The organism is Dyadobacter pollutisoli (genome assembly GCF_026625565.1).
Lineage (GTDB): Bacteria > Bacteroidota > Bacteroidia > Cytophagales > Spirosomataceae > Dyadobacter > Dyadobacter pollutisoli.
Genome location: NZ_CP112998.1, coordinates 4,987,455 through 5,012,516 on the forward strand (window position 1 = coordinate 4,987,455; position 25,062 = coordinate 5,012,516).

18 protein-coding genes are annotated in these 25,062 nt (G+C 46.9%); 6 read left to right on the plus strand and 12 right to left on the minus strand.

The window, feature by feature from the left end; all coding sequences use genetic code 11:
* Positions 1-16 precede the first annotated feature (16 nt).
* Complete coding sequence (locus ON006_RS20320) at positions 17-640, minus strand: hypothetical protein (RefSeq protein ID WP_244823689.1); 624 nt, start codon at positions 638-640, stop codon at positions 17-19.
* Positions 637-1,488: an NUDIX hydrolase gene (locus ON006_RS20325; RefSeq protein ID WP_310590217.1), complete on the minus strand. Its 852-nt coding sequence runs from the start codon at positions 1,486-1,488 to the stop codon at positions 637-639. Before ON006_RS20325 ends, ON006_RS20320 begins: the two co-directional genes overlap by 4 nt.
* A 307-nt stretch (positions 1,489-1,795) precedes the next feature.
* On the opposite strand from ON006_RS20325, the gene ON006_RS20330 reads away from it, so the two are divergent.
* The 4 genes from ON006_RS20330 (at position 1,796) to ON006_RS20345 (ending at position 9,136) form a co-directional block, all read left to right on the plus strand.
* A complete protein-coding gene (locus ON006_RS20330) occupies positions 1,796-4,990 on the plus strand; it encodes a SusC/RagA family TonB-linked outer membrane protein (RefSeq protein WP_244823690.1) in 3,195 nt (1,064 codons plus the stop codon).
* A 32-nt stretch (positions 4,991-5,022) separates the two neighbouring features.
* Complete coding sequence (locus ON006_RS20335; RefSeq protein ID WP_244823691.1) at positions 5,023-6,576, plus strand: RagB/SusD family nutrient uptake outer membrane protein; 1,554 nt, start codon at positions 5,023-5,025, stop codon at positions 6,574-6,576.
* A 29-nt stretch (positions 6,577-6,605) separates the two neighbouring features.
* Complete coding sequence (locus tag ON006_RS20340; RefSeq protein WP_244823692.1) at positions 6,606-7,253, plus strand: hypothetical protein; 648 nt, start codon at positions 6,606-6,608, stop codon at positions 7,251-7,253.
* Positions 7,254-7,456: 203 nt separating this feature from the next.
* Positions 7,457-9,136 carry a TolB family protein gene (locus ON006_RS20345; RefSeq protein WP_244823693.1) on the plus strand — a complete coding sequence of 560 codons (1,680 nt, stop codon included), beginning with the start codon at positions 7,457-7,459 and terminating at the stop codon, positions 9,134-9,136.
* Positions 9,137-9,321: 185 nt separating this feature from the next.
* On the opposite strand, the gene ON006_RS20350 is transcribed toward ON006_RS20345, so the two are convergent.
* The 4 genes from ON006_RS20350 to ON006_RS20365 form a co-directional block, all read right to left on the minus strand.
* Positions 9,322-9,609 (minus strand): hypothetical protein, encoded by a 288-nt coding sequence (locus ON006_RS20350; protein ID WP_244823694.1) that lies wholly within the window; start codon positions 9,607-9,609, stop codon positions 9,322-9,324.
* An 18-nt stretch (positions 9,610-9,627) separates the two neighbouring features.
* Positions 9,628-10,728 (minus strand): NADH:flavin oxidoreductase, encoded by a 1,101-nt coding sequence (locus ON006_RS20355; protein WP_244823695.1) that lies wholly within the window; start codon positions 10,726-10,728, stop codon positions 9,628-9,630.
* Positions 10,729-10,742: 14 nt separating this feature from the next.
* The gene (locus ON006_RS20360; RefSeq protein WP_244823696.1) at positions 10,743-11,048 is read right to left on the minus strand and encodes an ArsR/SmtB family transcription factor; all 306 of its coding nucleotides are present in this window, start codon (positions 11,046-11,048) and stop codon (positions 10,743-10,745) included.
* A 184-nt stretch (positions 11,049-11,232) separates the two neighbouring features.
* The gene (locus ON006_RS20365; protein WP_244823697.1) at positions 11,233-11,934 is read right to left on the minus strand and encodes a type 1 glutamine amidotransferase domain-containing protein; all 702 of its coding nucleotides are present in this window, start codon (positions 11,932-11,934) and stop codon (positions 11,233-11,235) included.
* Between the two features lie 36 nt (positions 11,935-11,970).
* Here ON006_RS20365 and ON006_RS20370 point away from each other — a divergent pair, with 36 nt between their 5' ends.
* Positions 11,971-12,264: a LytR/AlgR family response regulator transcription factor gene (locus ON006_RS20370; RefSeq protein ID WP_244823698.1), complete on the plus strand. Its 294-nt coding sequence runs from the start codon at positions 11,971-11,973 to the stop codon at positions 12,262-12,264.
* A gap of 11 nt (positions 12,265-12,275) precedes the next feature.
* Here the strand turns inward: ON006_RS20370 and ON006_RS20375 are convergent, their stop codons facing one another.
* Together ON006_RS20375 and ON006_RS20380 are read right to left on the minus strand one after the other, a co-directional pair.
* Positions 12,276-12,839, minus strand: coding sequence for a two-component regulator propeller domain-containing protein (locus ON006_RS20375; RefSeq protein ID WP_244823699.1), 564 nt, complete (start codon positions 12,837-12,839; stop codon positions 12,276-12,278).
* 142 nt (positions 12,840-12,981) lie between these two features.
* Positions 12,982-13,992, minus strand: coding sequence for a WD40/YVTN/BNR-like repeat-containing protein (locus ON006_RS20380; protein WP_244823700.1), 1,011 nt, complete (start codon positions 13,990-13,992; stop codon positions 12,982-12,984).
* A 112-nt stretch (positions 13,993-14,104) separates the two neighbouring features.
* Between ON006_RS20380 and ON006_RS20385 the strand changes: the two genes are divergently transcribed.
* Positions 14,105-15,244, plus strand: coding sequence for a winged helix-turn-helix domain-containing protein (locus tag ON006_RS20385; protein ID WP_244823701.1), 1,140 nt, complete (start codon positions 14,105-14,107; stop codon positions 15,242-15,244).
* Positions 15,245-15,360: 116 nt separating this feature from the next.
* On the opposite strand, the gene ON006_RS20390 is transcribed toward ON006_RS20385, so the two are convergent.
* The 4 genes from ON006_RS20390 to ON006_RS20405 all read right to left on the minus strand — a co-directional run bounded on the left by ON006_RS20390 (position 15,361) and on the right by ON006_RS20405 (position 24,991).
* Positions 15,361-18,207, minus strand: coding sequence for a hypothetical protein (locus tag ON006_RS20390; protein ID WP_244823702.1), 2,847 nt, complete (start codon positions 18,205-18,207; stop codon positions 15,361-15,363).
* A gap of 23 nt (positions 18,208-18,230) precedes the next feature.
* Positions 18,231-20,843, minus strand: coding sequence for a glycoside hydrolase domain-containing protein (locus tag ON006_RS20395; protein ID WP_244823703.1), 2,613 nt, complete (start codon positions 20,841-20,843; stop codon positions 18,231-18,233).
* Between the two features lie 31 nt (positions 20,844-20,874).
* A complete protein-coding gene (locus ON006_RS20400; RefSeq protein ID WP_244823704.1) occupies positions 20,875-23,172 on the minus strand; it encodes a hypothetical protein in 2,298 nt (765 codons plus the stop codon).
* A 115-nt stretch (positions 23,173-23,287) separates the two neighbouring features.
* Positions 23,288-24,991: a RagB/SusD family nutrient uptake outer membrane protein gene (locus ON006_RS20405; RefSeq protein ID WP_244823705.1), complete on the minus strand. Its 1,704-nt coding sequence runs from the start codon at positions 24,989-24,991 to the stop codon at positions 23,288-23,290.
* Positions 24,992-25,062: the final 71 nt, after the last annotated feature.

Sequence of the window (25,062 nt, forward strand, 5' to 3'; positions counted from 1 at the left end):
AGTGATGCATTAACATTCATTCGGTTTTAAGTTGTTTCAGAATATTTTCCGCCGCTTTAACTTCGATGCGCCGATCCATTAACTGTGCTTCTGCTTCCTTTACGGTTAGCTCATGTGCCTCCCGCTTCTGTGTTTCAAGTTCCGCGCGCTCAGGATCTTCATAGTAAATGCTATCAACTCTTGCTGTAAGTACTGGGCTAAGCTGCCTGGTAACCCGGAATTTAATATCGCTTTCTTGCAGTCGGTTGCTTTCCTTGTAATTGCTAATGGCCACTGCAATGCTTATAGCCGTTGAAAGCAGCAGGACTGCTGCCGAAATCATGAAGCCTTTCGAGCGAAGGTCGAAATGATGGTGGTGCCTGACTTCCGATGCCTTGGGTACGCTTGCAAATGATTGCTGAACCTGGGAAAATTGTCCTAAGTATTTTTTACGTTTCTTCTTTTTTGATGGATTTGTAATCTGTTGGTCATATTGCTGGACAGGTCGGAGCAAGTCATTAATTATTTTGTCGTCCGGGGGCTGCTGGGAGTAAGTTGCGGGCCGAAATCTTTCTTCTGCAAGGTTGGGCATATATTCTGGCAGCTTTCGAAACTGCTGCACCATCGCCAGCCTGGTTCCGCTGTGGCATATGACGATCAATTCTTCACACTTGACTCATTCTGTTTGGGAAAACGGTAGAGATAAGGCGCTTTGTTGGCGGCACCTGTAAATTTCTTTTTCAGACGTTCCAGCACGTTGAGCTCCAGAACACGTTTTGGAAAGTTATTGGCCGCAAAGGATTTCTCAAGAATCGTTTCATAAAGCTCCTGGACCTCTTTCATCGTAAATGTTTCGGGCAATAAATGAAAGGCCACCCGTTTCCGGTCCAGATCGGCGCGAAGGGACTCAATTGCCTCGTCAACAAGTTGATTATGGTCCATAATCATTTGGGGAATGGCGTTGACAGGGTACCACTCAATTGACTCATCGATTTCATTTTTTTGAGCGACGACATTGTTTAAATCAACCAGCGCATAATAGCCAATTCCTATAAATCGGCGGGTAAACCATTCGTACTCTCTGCGTTTAGTTTCATCGTCTAATGTATTTGGGTTAAGCTCTATGAGCCGATCCAGAAAATTGCGGCTGTTCCGACTCGCTTTCCCCATCGTCTTAAACGACTCCAGGTAGACGTCTTTAATACCAGTTCGATCCTCTAATATTCGCTTGGCCGCTTCGTCTGTGTCCTCATCCTGGTAAACAAATCCGCTGGGTAATGCCCAGAAATCTCCTTGGAAGTGGAGCTTGGGCACAAGTACTTTGAGCTGTTTGTCCTGGTAACCAAAAATGACGCAATGAATGGAGACTTGCTGAATATAGCCTTGCTGACTTATGATATGCATACGTATAAAAAATATTGGTAAAAAGTAAACAAAGGGAACCGTTGCCGCAACGTTTTGCAATGAAAAAAACCAAAGCAACTGCAAACCTAAAAGTTTGAAATCCATAGAAGCAATTGGGACAACCAGATTTTCTGTCGGGCAGGTTCGCAGAGATGCATCTCACAGCCTTAAAAAGGCATCCACATCCCAAAGGTACAGGATCAAAAAAATTATTATCTTTTTTTTTAGATAATAATAAATTTTTCATTTTCCTTTGCTAAACCATTGCATTGGAAGGGTATTATTTTGAACAAAATTTATTATCTATTTTTTTAGATAATAATAAATTATACTTCACTTTGCTCGCGTTTTTCAACTTTCACCCATGCTTTTCTCAACGGGAAAGCTACTAGTCTACTTAACTATATGTCTTATGAAGTGCAGCTTTACTAATGAAATCAGGCTGATCTCACGGCTGGCGCTGGGATTGCTCACTGCGACTATGATGTTCGCAAATTCTGTATTCGCGGATCCCCAAATCCCCGTTTTTCAACATACGAAGAGCGCAGTAGCGGGATTAGTGACCGATGAGGCCGACAAACCGTTGCCGGGAGTGACCATTCAGGTGAAGCGAACTCTGGAAGGGACCGTTACAGACGAACATGGCAAATTCAGCCTGGACGTTGAAGACGGGGCCGTTCTTGTTTTTTCGTTTATTGGTTACACAAAGTTGGAATTGCCGGTTAATGGTCGTTCCAGCCTCGCAGTTCAGATGCAACCTGAATTGAAATCGCTCGATGAGGTGGTTGTGGTGGGCTATGGCACACAACGCAAGTCTGACCTCACCGGGGCTATTTCTTCGGTAAACGTCAAAGATCTGGCCAAAGCGACGCCGATCAACACCACCGAGGCCTTGCAGGGCAGAGCTGCGGGGGTGATGGTTTCCACGAATTCCGGTTCACCCGGTAGTGAAGGTACCATCCGTATCAGGGGCATAGGGACGGTCAATAACAATGACCCTTTGTATATCGTGGATGGCATGTTCGTCAGTAGCATCAACTTTTTAAGTCCATCCGACATTGCCCGGCTGGAAATTTTAAAGGATGCATCGGCCACAGCCATTTACGGGTCGAGGGGAGCCAACGGTGTGGTGCTGATCACGACCCAAAGGGGCGCTGGCGGCAAACCTGTTGTTTCGTTCAATGCGACCACTTCTTTTAGCAAAGTGAGCAATCTGACGCAAACGTTGAATAGGGACCAGTTTCTTGATTATCAGAAAACAGCCTACCTGAACGGTTATCTACGTTCGACGCCGAATGCTGAACCTTCCATTGATCCATTCACAACCAGCAATCCCTTTTTCAACCAGCTCAAAATAGTGAAGGCCCAGTATGACAAAGGTACCTCAACGAACTGGGCCGACGCGTTGTTGAAAACGGCAGTCATTCAAAGCTACGACCTTGGCATCCGTGGTGGTACCGAAACGGCGCGGTATGCGGCAAGCGCAGGTTATTTTGATCAGAAAGGAATTCTGCAGAACAGCGGTTACAGGCGGTATAACTTCCGGCTCAACACTGATTATACGCTCGGTAAGCGGCTGGTCGTGGGTGAAAATTTAAACGTCACATATTCATCTACGTTGGGCAGCGGTGGATTTGCCGAGGGGCGGTCCAATGGTCCAATAGTTCAGATATTGGGGGCCGATCCGCTTTCACCCATTCTTAATCCCAATGCAAATCCCAACGATCCTGACTACCAGTACAATAAGTATGCCTCCTCGGCAACCGGCTCGCCCAATCCGGCAGCCTCGATAGCCCGCATCAACGACCTGAACAATCAGCTAAAAATAGTTGGCAATGTGTATGCCGAACTGGATATATTAAGTGGCCTGAAATTACGCACCAGTTTAGGTTACGATTATAATAGCATTGATAATCCATCCTACAATCCCCGGTTTTTTATCTCTACGCAAGAACAAAACCCGACCAGCGCTGTAACCCAGAACACGAGCTCGTTTTTTGGCCAGCTTTGGGAAAATACACTGACGTACAACACAAAAATTGCGAACCATTCCATCACGGCGCTTGCAGGCTATACCGAAGAGCTTTACCAGGGTAAGTTTACGAACGCCATCCGCCAAGGTACGGCTGACAATGACCCGTCGTTACAAGTACTCAATGCAGCAACCGGCGCAATTTCACTGACCGGCAACAAAACCCATTATGCCAACCAGTCGTATTTTGGCCGGATCAATTATGTGTTTGCCGATAAATACTTGCTTACTGCAACAGTACGGCGGGATGGTTCCTCGAAGTTCTCTTCAGCCAATCAGTGGGGAACATTTCCATCGCTTTCGACTGGATGGCATATCAGTAACGAAAAATTCTTTCAGAAGCTAAATGCTGATTTTATAACTGATCTTAAAATAAGGGCCGGTTGGGGCCGAATTGGTAATCAAAGTTTACCTGGTGGAAACAACAACCCCTACCTGTCGCTGGTGGAGGGTGTCAATAACTACCGCTACATTTTAGGCGATGCGGTGGCCAATGGCAACTACCTGACGTCCCTGGGAACGCCCTCGATCACCTGGGAAACCTCCGAACAAACTAACATCGGATTGGACCTCGGCCTTTTCAGTAACAGGCTGAAAGTTTCAGCCGACTATTTCGTGAAAAATACAAAGAATATGCTGCTTCAGGTAGGGCTACCGACCTATGCCGGATTCCCGGGCATACCCTATACCAATGCGGGTAACATTGAGAACAAAGGCGTTGAGATCGTGATCGGTTACTCAGGAAACGTCGGGAAACTGAATTACAGCCTGTCGGCCAACGCATCCCGGTTCGTTAATAGCGTGATAAGACTGGGGACAGGCAATGCGCCGATTACTATGACCGATATTTATACCAGTCTCAGCGTAAACCGGACAGAAGTCGGCCGGTCGGTGGGTGAATTTTATGGCTGGGTGACCGACGGCATTTTTCAGAATGCAGGTGAAGTTAATGCCTATTCCAAAGAAGGCAAGCTGATCCAGCCCAACGCGCAGCCTGGCGATTTCAGGTTTAAAGACCTTAATAGTGATGGTGTCATTAATGCCAGTGACCGGACCTTTATCGGTAATCCGCTCCCGAAACTTACCTATGGCTTTAACATGAACCTGGCCTATCAGAATTTCGATCTCGCCTTGCTCTTCCAAGGTGCTTACGGAAACAAGCTCTTTAATGTCAATAAAAAGTACTTCAATACATTAACCGGAGTTACTGCCGCCAGTTTAAAAGCATACGAAGCTGCGTGGCGGGGCGAGGGCACATCCGATACCCAGCCCATTATAGCTACCGTAGATCGTAACGACAATTTCAGGGTATCTGACTGGTACGTAGAAGACGGTTCGTACCTGCGACTCAAAAATCTTCAGATCGGGTACAGGCTGGCAGGGAATGGGGTGAAAAAAGTGGGTATCAGCAGCGCCCGGGCCTGGATTGGGGGAACAGACCTATTGACTTTCACAAAGTACAGCGGCAATGATCCGGAAGCAGGGCTGTCAGCCACTCCATTGCAAGGAGGTTGGGAATTTTCGCCCTATCCAAAAATGAAACGATACAGTCTGGGAGTTAACGTCACGTTTTAAGCCCCATTTACTAACCGATAACATCTTTTAATATGAATAAAAATACTTTAAGCACAATGGTCGTGGCCCTTGCGCTGCTTACCGCCACTTCCTGCAAAAAAGATTTGCTGGACAAAGCGCCCTACGGCGTGCAGACTGATGATAGTTTTTTCAAAACAGCCGACGATTTAAATAAGACCTTAACAGCGGCCTACAGTTATCTGAACACTTCCGGTTTTCCGCCTGCCGAAGCAGCATTGTGGGCGATCGGCGACGTTGGTTCCGACGATGCCAACAAAGGTGGAGGGGCTTCAACGAATCAAAATGGTATTTACGACCTGTCGCTCGGTCAGCAGAAATCTACCAACAACATCATCGCCTTGTATTGGTCGAATCTTTACGCTATGATTGCGGCCTGCAACCTGGTGCTCGACAAACAATCCATTGTAACGGGAGATGCCAATGCCATTAAAAAAATCGCCGACCAGGCTAAATTCCTTCGGGCTTACGGTTACTATGGGCTGGTAACCAACTTTGGCGATGTGCCTATGCCACTGACTTACCTTGATCCGGCAAAAGTGACCTTATCGAAGTCATCGAAAGCAGACATATGGGCGCAGATCGAGAAGGATTTAACGGATGCATCCGCCCTGCCCACGAAAAGTCAATGGGGAGCGGCGAACGAGGGCCGCGCCGCATCGGGCGCAGCCCTGGCGCTATTAGGGAAGGCTTACATGTTCCAGAAAAAATATACGCAGGCCGAAACCACATTTAACAAAGTAATGGATGACGGTTCGTATTCCCTGGTGGCCGACTATGGCGAGATTTTCCGTAAAGGATCCGGGGACAACAACAGTCCGGAATCTGTTTTTGATATTAAACACAAAACCAATACCGGCAATTTTCCCGGAGAAGGGTCCTTCATTTTTTACTTCCTAATGCCGGCTGATGTTGCCATCGGGGGCACGGGCTATAACGAAGCCACGGATGACCTGGTGAAAGAGTTTGAGAAAGGCGATCCGAGGGCAATTTATTCGATCTCGTTCAGAGGCGATGTTTACCCCAGTGGCGCCGCTACTTATATTCAAAACAATACGGCATCTGTAAGCGGAAGGTCCAATCGGAAATATTTTGTGGTACCAGCAGAACGGACATCGCCTTTGCTCTTTGACGAAGCAAAAAGTAATCACCTGATCCGGTATGCAGAAGTATTGCTTTTGTATGCAGAAGCTTTAAATGAAAACGGGAAAGCTACGGAAGCCCTAAAATGGGTAAATCTGGTACGCCAGCGTGCCCGTAACACACCCGCCAAGGATCCGCAACGCATCTCGACTACCTATGACCTGACGTATACGGGTACCCTGCTACCGGACGTCACAATCACCGACCAGGCGGGCCTGCGGGCAGCGATCTGGCACGAGCAACGGGTGGAATTGGCCCTTGAAGGGCACCGCAGGGAATACCTCGTGCGCACAGGTAGGCTGGGACGGCGAATGGCGGCCGCCAAAAACATCGCCGTGTCCGACAGCAAATTCGACGTCTTGCCGATCCCGCAGACAGAAATTGATTTATCAAATAATAAAATCATCCAAAATACTGGCTATTGAGTTGTCAGTCGGACTTAAACAATAATCTTATGCGATTTACCAGGCTTCGTTCCATATTGCTTTGTCTGCCAGTCGTTTTTGCCACCGCACTTCAGGCTCAAACCAATTTGCCCCAGTTAAGCAGTGAACTTGCTAAAAAGTTTACGACGAAAGATACCTTGTTTAAAGAGCCCTATGTTGATGTGGACGAGTGGCGCGATGCCCCCGTTCGGCATCGGTACATACATGGAGGGTTTAAAAACACAAACACCCGGTTTTCTTTTTACTTTCCGCCAAAGGAACAGTATCTGGGAAGGTCTTTTCAATACATAACACCTTTTCCTGATAATGAAACCCTCTTGCAGGGAGCAAAAGGAGAGGCCGATAAAATTGGCTTTGCCATCAGCAGTGGGGCCTATTTTATTGAAACGAATGGTGGAGGTAGAGTGGATTTTTACCTGGGGGCAAATCCCCCTGCTTCGCTGCTCAAAGCCAGGATCCAAAAAGTGAGTAAAATAAAGGCAGGTGTATCCGCCGATCAGGCGGTCAGCATGAAATTGATGGTACCAATGTCACCTCAGGACAGGGGTACTGCCGATGCTGCCTGGAAAAGTATTGGCGGCGGGATTTTGCAGGTTCAGATATTTTCCCGGTTGCCGCCAAGATTACGTCGCTGGACAAAACTGGCTCCCGGGTAACAATCAAGACTATCTATACTTTCACCAAGCCAGGTACTTATTTTCCAACGTTACGCGTAGCTTCTCAACGAACCGGTGATGCGAAAACCCCTTATACACGAATCCAAAACCTCGACCGGGTGCGGGTGGTTGTGAAATAACAAAATGATCTTACATCAAGTGAATCTCAGATTTTTCTTTTTAATAAATGTTCTTTCGAAAAAATGAAACATCATATTTTAACCAAATTGTTAACCATCACGATGGTATTATTGGTGCCCGTGTTTGGTTTTTCCCAAAACAACCAGAACTTTTCTATCATTGAAAAGCTCCCCCCGGCTCCAAAACCAGAACCTTTTATTGTCAAAACGATCCCTACACCAAAAAATGTTTTTGAGACAGACCTGGTGAATTACCTGCCTGATGGCAAGCATATCATTTTGGAAGCTCATTTTGTGGGTAAGAAAAAGAGCGACCTGGCTGTGATGAAAGATGATGGCAGTGGTTTCAAATGCCTTACCTGCGATTTAAAGGAAGAAATTGGCGATGAAATGCCCGTGCCTCTGCCAGATGGCAAAACTGTTTACTCGCCCCGTGGTATTCTGGAATGCAGCCCGTCGATCGCGAATTGCAAAGAATCCCGAATACTTCCATTGGAGTATCCAGAGATTCCGGGAGCCAAAATTGTAAGGCGAATAGCTACAAATATGTCGCCGAACGGAAAGCACGTTGCGACAGGATTGGTCACTACGAGAGGATATCTTGTATTGGTAAGCGAATTGACCAGGGTGTCTGATGAAAAAGGCGATCGCTACGAATTACGGAATGCAAAAGTGGTTGCAAGCAGTCCCAATGAGGCAGATTTTGCAGCATTCAGACCTAAAATCGACGGTGCTGGCGAAGTGAAAAGTTTTGCGGATGGTGGCAAATCTCTTATCAACCTTGCGCTGTTTGAAAGTAGTAACTACGATTTGGCAAAGATTGACCTAAGTACCGGTAACATTAGTCGGGTAACGAAGCATTTTAGTTATGATGAAGGCACCTATCCTTCACCGGATGGAAAATGGCTTATATTTCAAACACACCGACATACGCCCCGTATGGATGTGTTCGGGCTAATTCCCCGCCCACTTATCGCAGGCTTGCCACAAGCTGCGGGGGTGTCTTACCAACGCAATGCAGAGTTTGAAGACAACTATAAAGCAACACGTTTTTATGGCCTGACCATGGCTGATAACTACGGAGACCGGGCGCGCTTGCCAGAAGAGGGTTACACGGGAATTAATATCATGACCGATAAAGAAGACGCCAAGCTGTACAACCATCTGGGAAATTTTGCATGGCATCCGTCCAGTACACGGGGTTTTTTCTGGGAGCAAAAAGACCCCGAAACGGTTAAGGAAGGAGAACTCACGGGAAGGCTGAGATTCATAGAATTCACTTCTAGAAAACCAACCAAACCACTTCAAAAGGTATTTCCTGATATGAAATGGGCCACGGACCTGAAAGATTTTAAATGGACAACCGCAACCTACCCTGAACAGGGAACTCTCAAAGGGAAAGTTTCGGGCTATGCCGAGATAAGCACGCTGAAACCCGCCGAAGGATCTTCGGAAGAGCCCCGCAGGGTTATTAAATACGTAGACTTTACCGATGACGGTGAATATATTTTGAATGGCACCGAGTCTTCGACACTTAGAGCAGGAGGCTACGATAAACCTGTATCATGGGACGCTGATATCAAAGTAAGCGGTAAACACACAGGTTTTTTACTGGCAAAAAATGTAAAATTCAGGATTACGAGCATGTCATCGGGTATTATTCAAGCTCAGCTGGATAAGCGCAATATTGAAGTCGATCTGGCAAAAGGGTTGCCTACCGGCGTACCGGATGTGTTAAGGTAGATTATATCGGTTGGGTTCATTCCGTTTCCCATGTACATAAATAGCCAGTATGCCAGGTATCTTTTTTTCGAGACCAGCACATACCTAATCAACATTCTAAATAGTACAGTTCAACCCCCGATGAAAGTAATGTGCTGTAATTTGATTTCATGTAACACTAAAATGAACTACTATTAGGCTAAATCTTAATAGGTGTGATCGCCCAGAGAAAGGTGGCGAGTGTACGGAAAAACCACCGGTTCTGCGAACACTAATAAACGATAAATGGCAGAAAGGCGCGAGGGAAATAGAGCTTTGACAGATTTAACGCTATGAGCAAAGTTGGTGACTTTACCGGAAGCAATACTAATCCCGACTTCACAAACAGTGTCATCCAGGCCAGCTTGTTCTGGGCAATCCTTGTTATTAAAAACTGATAGTATTACCCAATTCAAAAGAAAATGCCCCGGATCGTGGCTGACCGTCCGGGGCATTGCTATGTTTCCGTTGATTTAAACTAGCTGCATTAACGCTTCTTTGCTGAATCCTTTCAGTTCATCTGTGCGATCATCCTTGATTTTTTCAACCCAATGCGGGTCGGCCAGCAGCGGTCTTCCCACAGCGACCAGATCAAAATCTCCTCTGTCCATCCTTCTTACCAGTTCGTCGAGTGAGCTTGGCTCGGAACTCTGTCCTGCAAATGCACCGAAAAAGTCACCCGTCAATCCTACCGAACCCACCGTTATGGTAGCTTTGCCGGTGATTTTTTTGGCCCATCCTGCAAAGTTCAGATCAGAACCTTCAAACTCAGGCTCCCAGAAACGACGCTGTGAACAGTGGAAAATATCAATACCGGCATCGGCCAGTGGTGTAAGCCATTGTTCCAGTTCCTGCTCAGTTTTGGCATGTTTATAGTCGTAAGCCGCCGGTTTGAACTGCGACAGACGCATAATCAGCGCGAAATCGTCACCTACACTTTTCCTCACTTCTTTAATCACTTCCACCGCAAATCGCGTGCGCTCTCCGATGGTTTTGCCTCCATATATATCAGTACGGTTATTAGTTGCTTCCCAAAAAAACTGATCAATCAGATATTGATGCGCACCGTGGATTTCAGCGGTATCGAAGCCAAGCGCTTTCGCATGAGAAGCGGCACGCGCAAACGCAGCAATAGTATCGGCTATGGCGGCATCTGTCATCGCAACTCCGTTTTCAAGACCAGGTCTGTTCAAACTGGATGGTCCCTCGAAAGGTACTGGAGGAGTCCAACCGGAATGATGATTTTCCATAATTCCCTGGTGCCAGATCTGCGGTCCCATTTGTGAGCCCGACTCGTGTACGCCGTCGATTACTTTCTTCCAGCCTGCCAATGCAGCATCGCCGTAAAAATGCGGAATATTCGGATCTGCCGAGGAGGAAGGCCTGTCGATTACGGTACCTTCTGACAGGATCAGACCTACGCCTCCCAGCGCTCTTTTGCTATAATAAGTAGCTACGTCATCGGTAGGAATGCCACCAGGCGAAAATGAGCGGGTCATCGGCGCCATAACAATGCGGTTCTTTATGTTCAATGTTTTCAGGCTGAATGGCCTGAACAAGCTATCGGTATTCATAATTATACTAAAAATTAAATTTCGGAGTGAATGATTTGGCTCAGCTTTTCAAAAGCTTCCTCGTTGCGTTTGTAGTAGGTCCACTGCCCAACCCGCTTGGCGGTCACCAGATTGGTTCTTTGCAGAATAGAAAGATATTCAGAAATCGTACTTTGCGTGAGGCCGCTCTTGACCTGAATTTGCCCCACACAAACACCCAGATTTTCAAAATCCGGGTTGGGCTGGCCGGGAAAATGCTCAGCAGGCGTTTTCAGCCAGTTCAAGATCTGCAACCGCGTCTTGTTAGATAATGCTTTAAATACTTCTACCTGATCCATCATGCAAATATATCGGCTTTTCCCGATATTCCAATATCCCGATGAAAGAATTTGAATGATAGACTGCTAAGGCACGTAGTATTGCAGTGAAGAGTAAAATGCGGGAGTCGGAAGGAAACGTAGTAACATCAAACCGCCCCGCCAGCGTGCAAATGTGCGCTGGCGGGGCGGTGGTTCAAAATGAAAATCAATGTAAGGAAACGGTTTGTGCTTCCAGTTTTTCGATTAATGCTTTCGCAGTCGGCCCGGCAGAAGCGGGATTTTGTCCTGTGATCAGTAACCCGTCTACTTCCACATGCGGGATGAATGGTACCAGCGCCGAATGAAAATCAGCGCCCAGTTCTTTGAGCCGTGTTTCCAGCTTGTAGGGAACATTGTCCGCGCGGAACGTCAGCACCTCTTCCGCATTCGTGAAACTAACGACTTTCCGGCCCGCGAGCAACCCCGGCCTGATCGTCGCAGCGGCGATAAGGGCAGCCGGTCCGTGGCATACCGCAGCTACCGGCCTTCCGGAATCCAGAAACTGTAAAATGATATTTCCACTGGTCGTGTTAACGGCCAGATCCCAGATCGGGCCGTGGCCGCCGGGGTAAAAAACGGCATCGAAAGTTGCCAAGTTCAAGTCTTCCAGCACACGCGTATCTTCGAAAGCCATTTCGGCAATTTTATCATTCAAAAACCTGCGATTGGATGCTGTAATGTTCTCGGTAAGTGTACTCAGCGGGTCTACCGGCGGTTTTCCACCTGCTACACTAGCCAAGACCACACTGTAACCCTGATCGATAAACTCGTAGTAAGGGTCTGTAAATTCTCCCAGCCAGACTCCCGTTTTGCTGTCCGTATTTTCCATATCCTCGTGGGAGGTAAGGATCATTAATATATTTTTCATAACAATAAGTTTGGAAAAAAGAATTGAAAGCCCACGTTGCCAAAATATCATTCCAGCAACAGCAACACCAAATTGAAAGGTTGCCGACCAGTCCTTCCATCCAAGCCGGACCTGGAAGTGCCAAGGGAACATTCTCTGTATCTGCGTGTAGACCGTCGTTACGTGAAGGTTAATACCAATGACGTTCAATGGATTGAGAGTGTGAAGGATTACCTTAAGGTTGTGACTGCCGGGGAATTTTTCGTTTCAAAACAAAAGATAAGCCTCGCCGAAAAGCTACTTCCTTCCGGCAAGTTCATGCGGATCCACCGCTCTTTCATTGTGCAATAAAACGATATCCCTTACCGATCCTCCGAATTTAAGGCACTAATGGCGTTTCCATCATAACGATACACTCCGCTTAGAGTACCAAACCAGATGCTTCCATCATTCGCTTCTGAGATGCCAAAAATCAAATTTTTACAATCTTCGTAGTCCGACATTACGTCCGTTACAGTGGGCTTTTCGTGAGATAATGTCTGTCCGTCAAAACGGGAAAGTGCCCATTTTTCGCTTCCGTTATAAGGAGGTTGTGAACTGGTCCAGATGTTGCCCTTTTTGTCTTCGTAAACATATCCGGTAGGTTGCTGTGAAATATTGGTAAATGTATTGCCGTCATATCTCCAAAGGCCGTCCTCTGCACTTGCCAGCCAGATATTGCCTTTCGTATCCGCAATAATCTTGCGAACATTTAAAAAAGGTTCGCCTTTATAGGTTACTGCGGTAGACTTTTTCCCATCAAAAGTGAATGTATTGCCCCTTGTGCCAAACCAGAATTTTCCTGTTTTGTCTTGAACAATAGAGTTAACAGCATTATCGTAAGGGTCGATACCTGACAATCCTTCGTTCATCTTGTTGTCCTTCACACAAACTGGAAAAAGCCAACATTATTAAGGCACTAATGGTTACGAATTTTGTCATTTGCCCTTAGGAGTTCATGGATTTAAACAAGGCCAATTGTCTGGGATGCTCTACTGACCATTTTGCGGTTTCTAGTAAGCCGAACTTTCAACATCCTCCACCTCTTGGTATGGCATAAATCACATTGCCAGAAACGGATAGATTGAAGACTTTATCCTGAATAGCAGGAAGTAACAGTTGCCATGTTTTTCCCTTGTCGGAAGATCTGTAAATACCTGCCGGGTGACCGCAGAACATGTATTCCCCAACCTCCGTAATTGACGCGGTATAGAGACTTGCCGGAAGGCCAGCATCGATAGGCTGCCAGGTTTTGCCGCCGTCGTATGATGTCCGTACTCTTCTCGTCTCCGTCTCTGTATTGCAAGTGATAGCGGCAAATCCACCTTTGATGCGTTCAATTGCGATGCCCACTCCACCCTCACTGATTACATTGACCCAATTTTCACCATTATCTGTCGACCGGATAATACCGCTCTGGCTGGTCGCTAGCAGCACTCCATCTGACTCCACCACTTTCATTACCCAGCCCCCGTCATAAACCCGCTCCCAGTTTTTTCCTTTGTCATCAGATTTATAAAGACCCCAATCGCAACCGATAAAGGCAGTATCTCCGGTTTCAAAAACGGTGCGAACGCTTTTCCCTTTAAAATCCTGATATATCGGCAGCCATAAGTCCGTTGCATTTACTTTATGTAAAAATTTGCCTCCATAAGTGAATGCCAGCATTCCGGTCTTACCAGCGACAACGCTGCTATGCTCGTCAGGGAAACTCTCCTTTTTCCAAAAAGGAGCCGTAGAGTTTAGTTGACTTTTATATATCCCACTTCCAGCACGAAGATAGATTCCATCATCATTTGCGAGGAAACCATCTCTGGGAATACCATCTTCCTGCAAATCCTCAGACAACCCTTCGCTAATGTCCTGCCATGTCTGTCCTCCATCTGCAGACTTAAAAATGATGTTTGCAGCTCCTGTTTTGTCGCTTTTTTGTTTTTGCTCACTATTCAGGAGCGACGTTGACTGCGGAAACTCTAATTCCTGATCAAAGGGAAATGGGAATTGAAAAAGGACCAAAAAAGCGAGGTGATGGATTTTCATGACTAAAATTGTTTTGGTGAAATAATAGAGTAAAATTGTTTTTAACTTCACATATCCAAATGTAGGCGCCCCGTTGCTGCTCCTTGTAAATCAATTGTAAAAAGAAATGTAAATGCTTGTAAATTCTGCTATTACTGGCTTTTTCACTAACCGGTTGGTGGTGGCACGCGGCATTATCACGGTGATGCTTGTTATTTTCTTTATCACCTCGTCGTTCGCGGAAAATTCCGGCCGCGACCTACGGGCGAAGCAAGCGAACCTCATTATCCGTCAAATTGGTCATCGGATGCTCCTGCAGGCAGGTGACTCAACCTCGCGCGTATTACCCGTTACCGAGATTAAGGAAGGCACGTTTCTGCTCAGGTTCGAAAATGAATTCGTTTTTAACCATGACTCGCTCATGGTGCTGTCACAGAGCTCACTTGCCAAAACACAGTTCCCTTCCGGTTACACCGTTACAGTACATGATTGCATGAAAGGCAACATTGTTTATGGTTTCCAGATAAATAATACCTCGCCAGACATCCTGGCTTGCACGGGCAGAAGTGAGCCCGCAGGTTGTTACACAATCCAATTTGCCTTTCCGGATTTCTATGAGGCCGTAAAACAAAAGGAAGCTGACAGGGATCAACTGGCTGAAACAGTTAAAGTGGATACTCGCGAAGTCAATCCAAAACTCGAAGAATCAAAAACGTCAACCTTGGGCTATGGCATTGACCGGCAGACAGAAAGGCTTAAGTCAGGTAAAGAGGATCCTCAGGAAGTTAATCCAACACTCAAAAAATCCAAAACGTCGACCTTTGATTATCCATTAACAAACGTGGTTTATACCGGCATTCTGGTGTTGCTGGGTGCTACCTTATTGATTTGGCGTTTTTGGAAATTTTTCAAACCGCTACCTGAGCAGAATCAAAACCATGCTATTATAAAAGAGTCAGTTCCGGAATTAGCTGCGCTTGGAAAATTTTTATTTAATGTGAAGGATCAGCGGCTGCTTTTGGAAAGCGAGGTGGTTAGTCTCACAGACAAAGAATGCAAGGTTCTGAAATTGCTCCACAAAAATTTCGGCGAACTGATCCCCCGCGAAACGCTGATGCAAGAAGTCTGGATCAACGAAGGGGTCATCACCGGTCGCAGCCTGGACATGTTCGTGTCGAAACTTCGAAAGAAATTACGCTATGATCCGGAGCTGAGAATAACCAATGTTCATGGGAAGGGGTATAAGCTGGAAATACCTGAACCGCCCGTTTAGACGTGTGTATAACTCGTTGTGATACACCAATATCATAAAAAGGGCACTTACAGCAAAAAATTGTAAGTGCCTTTTATGATATCGAACGGTAATATGTCACGTTTCGCCAGCCCAAATCACTGTGCAAACACAAACCATTTTTGGCTTTTGGCAGGTATGGTCGTTTTTAATGTCATTTTTGAGCCATTCAGCGTCACTTTCTTCGCCTTTCCGTCATTTTCCAAAATACTAACTTCTTTTTGCAATCCGGTATAATACAGATCCAGGTCAATTTCACGGGTAATAGGCTCATTGAGTGGGTTATAGATCATCAACAAACCTTTTTCCTTACCCTGAGGATCGACGTGCATGATGGCGTCATAGTCCCTGCCATCGGGCCTGCGAATATGGATAATGTCGGAGTCCAATACCCTTCGGTGCTTTTTGTAAAAATCAACCCATTTTTTTACCACTGCTTTGGTTTCAGGTGCATCATACAGTTGCGGGCCACGGTAGCATGCCTGGACGCCCGCCCCAAACAAATTGGCCAGTCGTTGCTCATAATGCGGCAGGTGTTCTTTGAGCGGCTCAATCGTTGCTGCCGCTCCACCGCCATGGTACTCAACCAGCGGAACAAACATCCATCCCATCGAAGGCGCTTTCTCCCAGGTACCGTCGTAAATATTCTGCCGCTCAATTATTTCCTGCTGCTCGCGGGGCAGCGACCAGTTGGTTTCCCGGTAGCCCATGGCGATTTTTGTGCCGCCGTTTAAAAAATACCAGTCGGGTATGTTTAGGTAAATGCCCTTCCCCCGGCACCATTGGTAAAACTTCTGTATTTCCCCGAACTGCTTCCACCGCGAATCTTCCAATCCACGGTGACCGGGATGTGTTGTGGAGGCGCAGACATCCCCTGGGTAAGACCCATCATGTTCCAGTAAATCGTGCCCGGTCGTTTCGTAAAAATTGTATAGTTTTTTGAAATAATCCTTGCCCCATTCACTTTCGAGGCATGGCGAATTTCCAAAAGCAGGCTTCTTTCCGGCGGGCATTACCACATCATTTTCCTTGCTAATGGCGCGGCTGGCCAACAAGGAATAACCACCGATCGCGATTCCTTTCGATTTGGCATAATCCTTCAATTCCTTCATGCGCTGCAAGTTTTCCGGAGATGTATTTTCCAGATTAAAGCCGCTTCCGAATGTCATGATCACCATTTCAAAACCCACTTCTGCACATTGGTCGATCGCTGCTTTCACCGGCTGATCTTTTGCGCTACTGACGTGCATGATCACCGGATTTTCGGTCACCCAGGGTGCAATCGTGCGGTACATTTTTCTTTCACTGAGGCCTCTTCTTTCCCTGTCATAACTATCATAAATCAGCTCCCACAGCCGCATACTTTCAAAAGAAGCCCCCGCACCCAATTCCTGCCCCATGCCCGTTTTCGGCATACAAACCAGCAACGAGGGCGTTTGCAAAGCATAATTCACCTGGGTTGTGTAGGACGAATCTACCTTCCATTCCACACAGGCGTTTTGTGCAGCATTGGGGGACATAGAGCCAAATGCAAAATCGCTTTCCGCAAATATCGGAGGCAGTTCCCAGCGTTGCTTATGCTCAACGGCACTCTCTGCTTCTGTTACTGCCAGATGCTCACTTTTGATATTATTGACGACAAACTCCACTTTGCCCTCGTTTTCCACGCTCACCCATTTACTTATCAATGGCAGGCCGTCATAGAGTTCATAGTGCACTTTGACTTTCAGATTGGCAAGAAAATCGAAATTTGTGTCCGCCCCTTTATGTTCGCCTAATAAAAGTAGCTGCTCTATCTTGCCTCTTCCTACTGCGCCGTCTGCACCATTACTTTTCGTTTTCGCGCCACGCGGATCTGTTTTTCCGACCCGGATATGCGTTGGAAAGCCCGTGGCCGCCATTTCAGAGAGGACTTTATAGTTATGACCGTCTTCCGAAACACTACAGATCATTTTACCACCACCCATCGTACCGGCCAGCAGTATTTTCAGAAAATAAGATTTCCCATTGTCAAAACCCTCAAAATCCTCGCTTTTACCATCATGAAATATCCGGAAACGCTTGTTCGCCGGCGACAGATGAAATTTGAAAGATTTGTCGCCTGCAAACTGCAATGCAACACCTGGACCGTACCCACTGCTTACATCCGTCCCAGAATTAAGTTTGCAGATGATCACCCTTGTCTGCTCAGGCAATGCACGTTCTCCAAAAACAACTGCATTGGAAGGCGCCAGTATTTCGCCTGCTTTACCTTCGTTATTAAATGCATTGGACAGAGTATGTGAAGAAACAATATTCCATTCCGGCGATAATTTGATAAAGTCGTCTTTCAATAAAACTTCCCGTTGCGAGTCCTGTGCTCTCAGGTTTTTAAAATTGTTGACCATTGCCTCATCGGCCCGGTAAGTGAATGCCACTTCTATTCCTTTCGGCGGCCAGGCCAGTTGCTGTGATGACCATTCAGTCCTGCGGTTCCATTCAAAACGTTCTTTGATCGGCGAAGAAGTGTAAGATTTTAATTTAAGGCTGTACGGGTCGGCCTTCATGCCAGATATCCATTCCGGCAAAAGATAATTCCCGATCGGCTGGCCGGTAAGCCCGCCCACATTGATCTCCTGCCCATTCACCCAGATCACGGCCTCCGGGGAGACTGCCCTCACCAGTGCCTCATTAGTAATCAGGTTGTCCAACCCAATGGTGGCGCCATTTGGATTGATAGTAAAAGTCCTGGATACCAGTCCATTACTTAGCACCATATGCCCTTCCGGCGTTTTATAGATGGCCGATTTCTGAGCATTGCCGGTGATGAGCCAGTCGGTTTTACTTCGCAACGCCTGCTGGTTATAAACGGGCAGGTTATCCATATTGATTCTTTGCGCCTGGCTGCCTGCGAATGGACACATGGCAACCAAAACTGTTATGATAGCACGGATACTTCTTTTCATTTTACGGGTTCTTGATAAGTCTGTTATTTATTTTCTTTCACCACAATCATAAAACCTTTACCGCCCGGAACATTGACCGAACTCAATGATTGCAGCGGCTGCTCGTCCTGGAAATTTTTGACAAATGGCATTGAGATCGTGCATTTGGCGGAGTCATAACCCAGCGCATCCCAATCTATTAAAACCGAAGTGCTTTGTGCTTCCTTGTGCCAGTTAGCAATAGCGATGACGCTTTCATTCTTCCCCTTAAAAACAGAGGCCACGACATGGTCGTTATTAGTGCCGACAGGGCATTTTTTATCCCAATAGCCAATTAATTCTTTTTCCTTGAAATGGTATTCGTCCCAAAACTTCCATAGTTCATCCGGTGTGTTGCCGGTCCAGCCCGACCTGTTCGTTATGCCGTAAACCATCCCTCGCCAGGGGTTACCTCCGCCTTCCAGCATTTGTCCCGGCAAACCGAACGGCAGACCCGACACTTCCACGAGCCAGTGGTCCGGCGCGCGGTTATAATCCCTTGCCTCTCCGATCCATACGAGATCCAGGAAGGGAAGCAGGTCCATGTAAAGATTAAGGCAACTGGCATAGCCTGCCCAGTTATTGAAATGGTTCCAGCTATGCAGGTCTATTCTGCCTTCGGGACGGTGCTGGTCAATGACTTTCCTCGCCCGCTGCAAAGTAAAGCGGTCCAAGGCTGCGTCGTCGATGTAAATGCCATCGATTTTTAAATTCCGTACCATCCAGTCCAGACCGGCAATGTAAAAATTATTAAGCCTGCTGTTCGGCGTGGTGATCACCGATAAATCAAACGACCCTTTAAACTTGCCCTCACTAACAGGGTTGTACCAGGCCGGGACATACTTTTCTCTCAAATTTTTGACCAGCCATTCATTGGGACCTTTCGGGTGTAGTGCTTCTGTTCGGCTTGCATTACCTGGTCCGGGGAAAAGTACTTCTCCATCCAAACTATAAAAAGGCTGGAATTCAGGAATGTTCTTGGTTAGCTCGCGGGTCGTGTAATATAATTTCAACCGTTTTTTCTGCTCGTGGGCCTTGTCCACCAGCGCTTTCAGTTCACCGGTATTTTCGTCGAGATAAGGGTAGTTTATGAAAGGATAAATATCTTCCGCATGATGGATGTTAATGATATTGGCACCGGCTTTTTCGGCTTTATCCACTTTGCTCATGGCATTTACACCTCCGCCGTGATAATAGCGGTCGCCATATTTCTTTTCATTGTCAATAGTCCTGAAAGGCGTGATCAGCAATTCAAAATCATAGTTTAAAACAGCGCCCACACTCAGGCTCCGGCTGCCGGAATAGGCGCTCACTACTACTTCATTGCCTTTCTGATCCACGTTTACGCCGCCTTTGTTTTCATTTCCCCAGGATGGAGGAAGGCGCAGGGGTTCAAACTTGTAGTAAATATTCACGAGCGGCAGTCTGTAATTCTCCGCTTTCAATTTAAGCCGTAACCCACCATTTACTGATCCCAACCATAAGGCATCCTGATTTTTGGTCGTGTCCCACTGCCAGCGCCACGAGTCCGGACGCAGCCCGCCTTCGCGGTTAAGGCCCATCATGTAGGTGGCTTTTTCCTTTGTCACAGGTACTTCCAGACGGATATCCCTGACTTTTAACGGCTTTAATGCTTTCAACGTCAGCTTGTAATCCACAAACCCATCGTAGGCAAGGCTGCCTGTGCAAAGCAGCTCACATTCCGGCGAGCTGCTTTGTACCGACCAGGCGACATTACCGGCCAGCTCTTTTGTGAATTGTAATTTACCCGGCACGAGCGATATCACTTCGCCATTGTCTTTTTCTATTACAAACCGAAATGCGTCGCCAACGATCGGCTCGCCGTTTTCCGAGATGCGCTGATTAGAGCCGGTAAAAAAGCTGGCTATTTCCGTGGGTAGTCCATTATTACCTACCACGAAGGATCTTCCGAGGATCTGCAAGGTTCTTCCATTCCGGCTTACGGGCTTAAATCCTTTGGTTATTTCACCATCGATTCCGACAGTACTGTTCAACCAGTTCATTCGCGACAATCCTTTTCCCACGTTATAACCGTGATCATCTACTGCGTCACCTGACACCGATAGCTGTATCCGGATACTCTTCTTTTTGTTGTTAACCGATACTGTGGCAGTTCCATCGTAAGTACCTTGTGACACGCCGGAGAGGTCAACCCCAATCCACAGCGCCTGTACTTTTCCTGCACCGATGTTGATCTGTTTCGAAAACGGCTTTCCCAGGTAATCAAGTCCGCCGGCATTGAAACAGGTAATCTGCTTTGATGAGATCGTTTTCCCGTCCTTACTTTTGAGGTCTGAGAACAAGGCTCGCAAGTTCTTAATGTCGCCACTAACAGCCCAGACGCCGATCTGGTATACAAAAAATTCGTCCGGCCGCGCCTTGATTTCAAAGCTGCTTTTGCTAAAATCGGTCGTTAGCCAAGATACTTTCAGCGAGTCGTTCCAATGGATCGGGCTCTCCCTGGTCTCGGCGAAAATATGATAGGGTTGTGTTATTGAACTACCGTAATTTTTTTTGGCGGTTTCAGCCGGGATATATTGTTGCCCGCTTGCGCACAGCGCAATGCCAAGCAACATGCTCAGAAGAATGTATTTCATTTTGGTATGCTATTTTAATAATACAATTCGCCTAACCCGCCTTGGGATAATTGACATCTCTTTTGAGCGTGCACAATGGCTTAGGGTTTTTGCCATCCAGGTCTGTTTTGTAAAGCTTCCAGCTGTCGTCGGTCGTTTCTTCCAGATGAAATTGGTTGGCGGGATTGGCAAGTTCTTTTTTGAGCCAACGCGGGAATGCATTTGCCGCCCGGGCATTTTCCCACGTTTTGATCGCTTTGAAAATAGCTACTTTTTGCGGGCAGCTTTCAACGTCTTTCTGGTTGAGTTGAAGGCTGTAAGTAGAGCCTAATCCCACCGCAATTGCCTCAATGTGCTCGTAATGCGCCACTGTCGATTGTGCTTTGATCGGAAAATTCCCGCCCATACCCGATGGAAAAAAGTTGGCATAAGTTACATCTCTGAGGTCTTTTCCCTGGCTGGTGGCGCTTCCCCACTCCCGGGTTTCGACATCGTACAAGTTTTTCCCGCCACCCACATTCCAAACGCTTTGATAATGCCAGGAGCCCTCTGAAAGCGTAGAACCTGTGAACCGGATATAAGGAACGCCAAGCTCTTTGGCACGGTCGAACATTTTGTGAAAGAAGCGCTTAACGGAATAGTAGCCATGCCCATTGTTGAACAGAAACTCCTGCCCATCGAAATCGTAATAGGCCAGTCCGTTGATCTTACACACTTCGGCATAGTACTGAGCTATTTTATCCTGCAATTGAATGTTGGGGATCAGCCCGTCGTAGCCGTAATTGATCGTGACTTGAAGCTTATAAATGGTATCACCGGCGGAGTGGCTCGCCTCGGTGCTTTTCCAATAGCCTCGTTTTACATTGAGGAGCCGGTATGGCGCCTTCTCGGATACGCCCAAATAATAAATGAGTTCTTTCCCGATCTTTATCATATTAAGATTTTTGGCATGCCCTTCCCAGCTCGCAATCTCGTCCAGATATTTGGGGTCATCGACGAGGATGATCGTGTCACCGGGCGCGATACTTTTGGTTAACAGGCGCTTCTGCTGGTAGCACAAACTATCGCTCGGCACAGGGCTGGCATCTTTCGTGCCTGGCGCCAGTGCAGTGGTGATCGGGGTACGGCCGATGATGATTCCGGATTGCAATGCCAAATCAGAGAACTCCTTATGCGATTTATTTCCCGCCGCCATTTTCAGCGGTTTTCGTTCAAAATTCTTTCCGTCCAGATACCCACCATTGGCACGGTCGGGCCGGATAAAACCCTGATCGTATAAACTAATGGCTTTGAAACCCAAATGCCGGGTATAGGGCACAATACTATCATAAGCCTGCCCGACTGTTATCGCATCCGGGACAAATGCAGCCGGATCTTTTACCCATTTTCCATTGATCGTCGGGTATGGCAAACCTTCGGCCAGCACAATATTTTGCACAACATCGAGCAGCGCAGTACTGTCGGGACTTCCCCAAAGCGCGACCGATGAACCGATAAAATTTACTCCCGGCAAAGGTTGTACGTCAAGATGATTGGGTTTGTTAACAGGCATGTTCGGTATCAGTGAAAAGTACACCTCCCGTTTCGGCGCCCTGTCCCTGGAATTATAGACGATGGAAATCCTGCCTTTCTCATCGATTTGGGCCGCATTACCATACAAAATCCTGTAATAAGGTTCCTTATGCGCATAAAAAGCAACGTCGTTAATACCATCCCCTCCTATCGGGAATACCTGACCCTCGTGCAGATGCGACGGCAGGGGAAATCGCTTTGGATCGGGGCTATGAATGATGTATTGAAAAGGGGCAGCGTCAGCAACGGTTTCGGATGTTCCGCCGAGTGTATTATCGTTCAACGCGAGCATACCGATCGCATAATTGACGGCATCGCTTGTATCTCTGGCTACACCGATGATCTCGCCAAAAAGATTATTGATATTGGTATGATAAGCACCCCATTGTACCTGATCAATACCATTGCGCGGATTAAGCGACTGCAGGGCCAGTTTAAAATACTTTTTATTGACGATCAGCGAAACTGTCGCGATGGAGCCGTTGGCATATTGCAGCCGATACGTGAGTTTCTTCGCGTCAAAAACCGCCTTGGCAGGGTGGTAGTATTTCCCGGTTTTGCTGTCATAAAGGGATAATAGCGGAGAAGGCTTGTCAGCCGGACTGAATTCACGCTGACGAGTCGGTCTACTGACATTCTTCATGCTGGTGATCCACCCATTCTTATTGATATGGATTTTGAAATAGTCGGTGCTGAAATCATGTTGCGCGTAGCAAAACGGGGTCACCTGAAGGGTTACAATACTTAAAACAAGGATCTTGAAAAATCGGAACTGCATTTGAAAATGGGTTTATTCGCACTTTTTTAAAGACTGCCAGCCGTTAACTTCATAAAAAAGCGATGATAATAATTCCCGTGAATGTACTACCATCGCTTTTAATGATTACAACGTTTTATTGCAATGGGTCGAATGTACCTCCCCAGCTCTTATTTTGCTCGATTTTGCTGCTACGGTCGAGGATCGTTTTGGGAATGCCGAAGAAGGAATACTTTTCCTCATCCAGCATCACAACAGGCTGATAATCACGCACCTCGGTAACAGTGAATTTATTCGCTATGGTATTAATATCGACAATACCTTTTGGCCGGTCGGCTGCTGTACCATTCCACTCTACTCTTAAACCATGGAAATATTTATCCTTGAAGCTGTTAAATGTGGAGGTGAACACCCGCCATCTGCGCAGGTCCCAGAAACGCTGTCCCTCGAACGCGAATTCAACGAAACGCTCGTCCATGATTGCCTTTCTGATCTCCGGAACTGTTACGGCAGCTACGCCATAGTTTGCTTTTGCACCAGCTTCTATACCGGCGCGGTTGCGGATCTTATACATGGCAGCCAATGCTTCCTCTCCTTTACCAACCTCGTTTGCGGCTTCCGCCATGTTCATGAGCACTTCTGCATACCGGATCTCGATCCAGTCTACCTGCCCGTCTTCGACGGTGGTCCTTGTGATATTCCTGTCCAGCATTTTGGCAGGATAAAAACTTGAATGTGAAAACAGGTTTTCACTGTTGTCGGCCCTTGCTTCCTTACCATTGATGCCGGTAGCCGGATTTCCATCCGAATCATAATAGTAAGTCCACATATTTTCTTTTCCAAACATTTCTGCCAGGTACGGATCGGCGCCATTGTAGGCAATGGAGGCATAAAAGCGCTTGTCCCTGTCTTTATGCAAGGTTCTGTAGTCCATCGTAGCCGGGTTGTATTTCGAGCCGTCTTTCATCGGATAGGCATTGACGAGTTCCAGAGAGGGAATGTTATCACCTACCGCGCCGCGTGCGTAGAGCAATGGGCGCATTCCGGCCTGTGAATAACCGTTGGCAAAACCCGGATACTGGAACCTCTTGACCATGATCACTTCCTTGTTCATCTCGTCGGTCCACAGCTCTTTATAGTTTGCATAGAGCCCTTTTCCCTGCGCATCCAGGAATGTCAGTGCTTCTTTGTTTGCATTATAGGCTGCTGTCCAGCGTGCCACATCATTGGTACGGTTAAATTGCGGGCTAGCCCAGTATAAAAGAACCCTGCCTTTGAAAGACATTGCCGCACATTTGTCGATCCTGCCTACCGTGCTTAATGGATCTACCAAAGCAATCGCTTCATCCAGATCTTTGACGATCTGCGTGATACACTCGGACGTTTTGCTCCTGGGAACAAAAATAGCGTCCTTGTTTGCCGGTGCTTCCGGTTTTAGGATCAACTCAACTCCTCCATATGCTTTGACCATCCTGAAATAGGCAAATGCACGCCAGAACAGCGCCTGACCTTTTAATGATTTTTTGATGGCTTCATCAAATGTCGCATTATCAACCTGGGCCAGGAAAATGTTGATCTTCCTGATGTTATCATATGGAAAATCATTGTACGTGTCGGCAGTAAGTGTACCCTTCAGATAATCGCTCAGCCCCGCCGCGTACTCACTGTTGATTACCATGGTTTCGTCCGTACGACGTCCCACCGCAAAACTGGACGGCATAAAGTTTGTGTACATGTCGTTCACATAAGCCTCAGCTACTTTGGGGTTTGTGAGAAGGTCCTCGCTTGCGAGTGCTGCGAGGTTCGTTTTGTCGAGCGGATCGCACCCGGCCAACATCATTAAGCATAATAGGCTTGACAAAAATATATATGTTTTTTTCATATCTCTATTCCTTAGGAAAATGACAAATT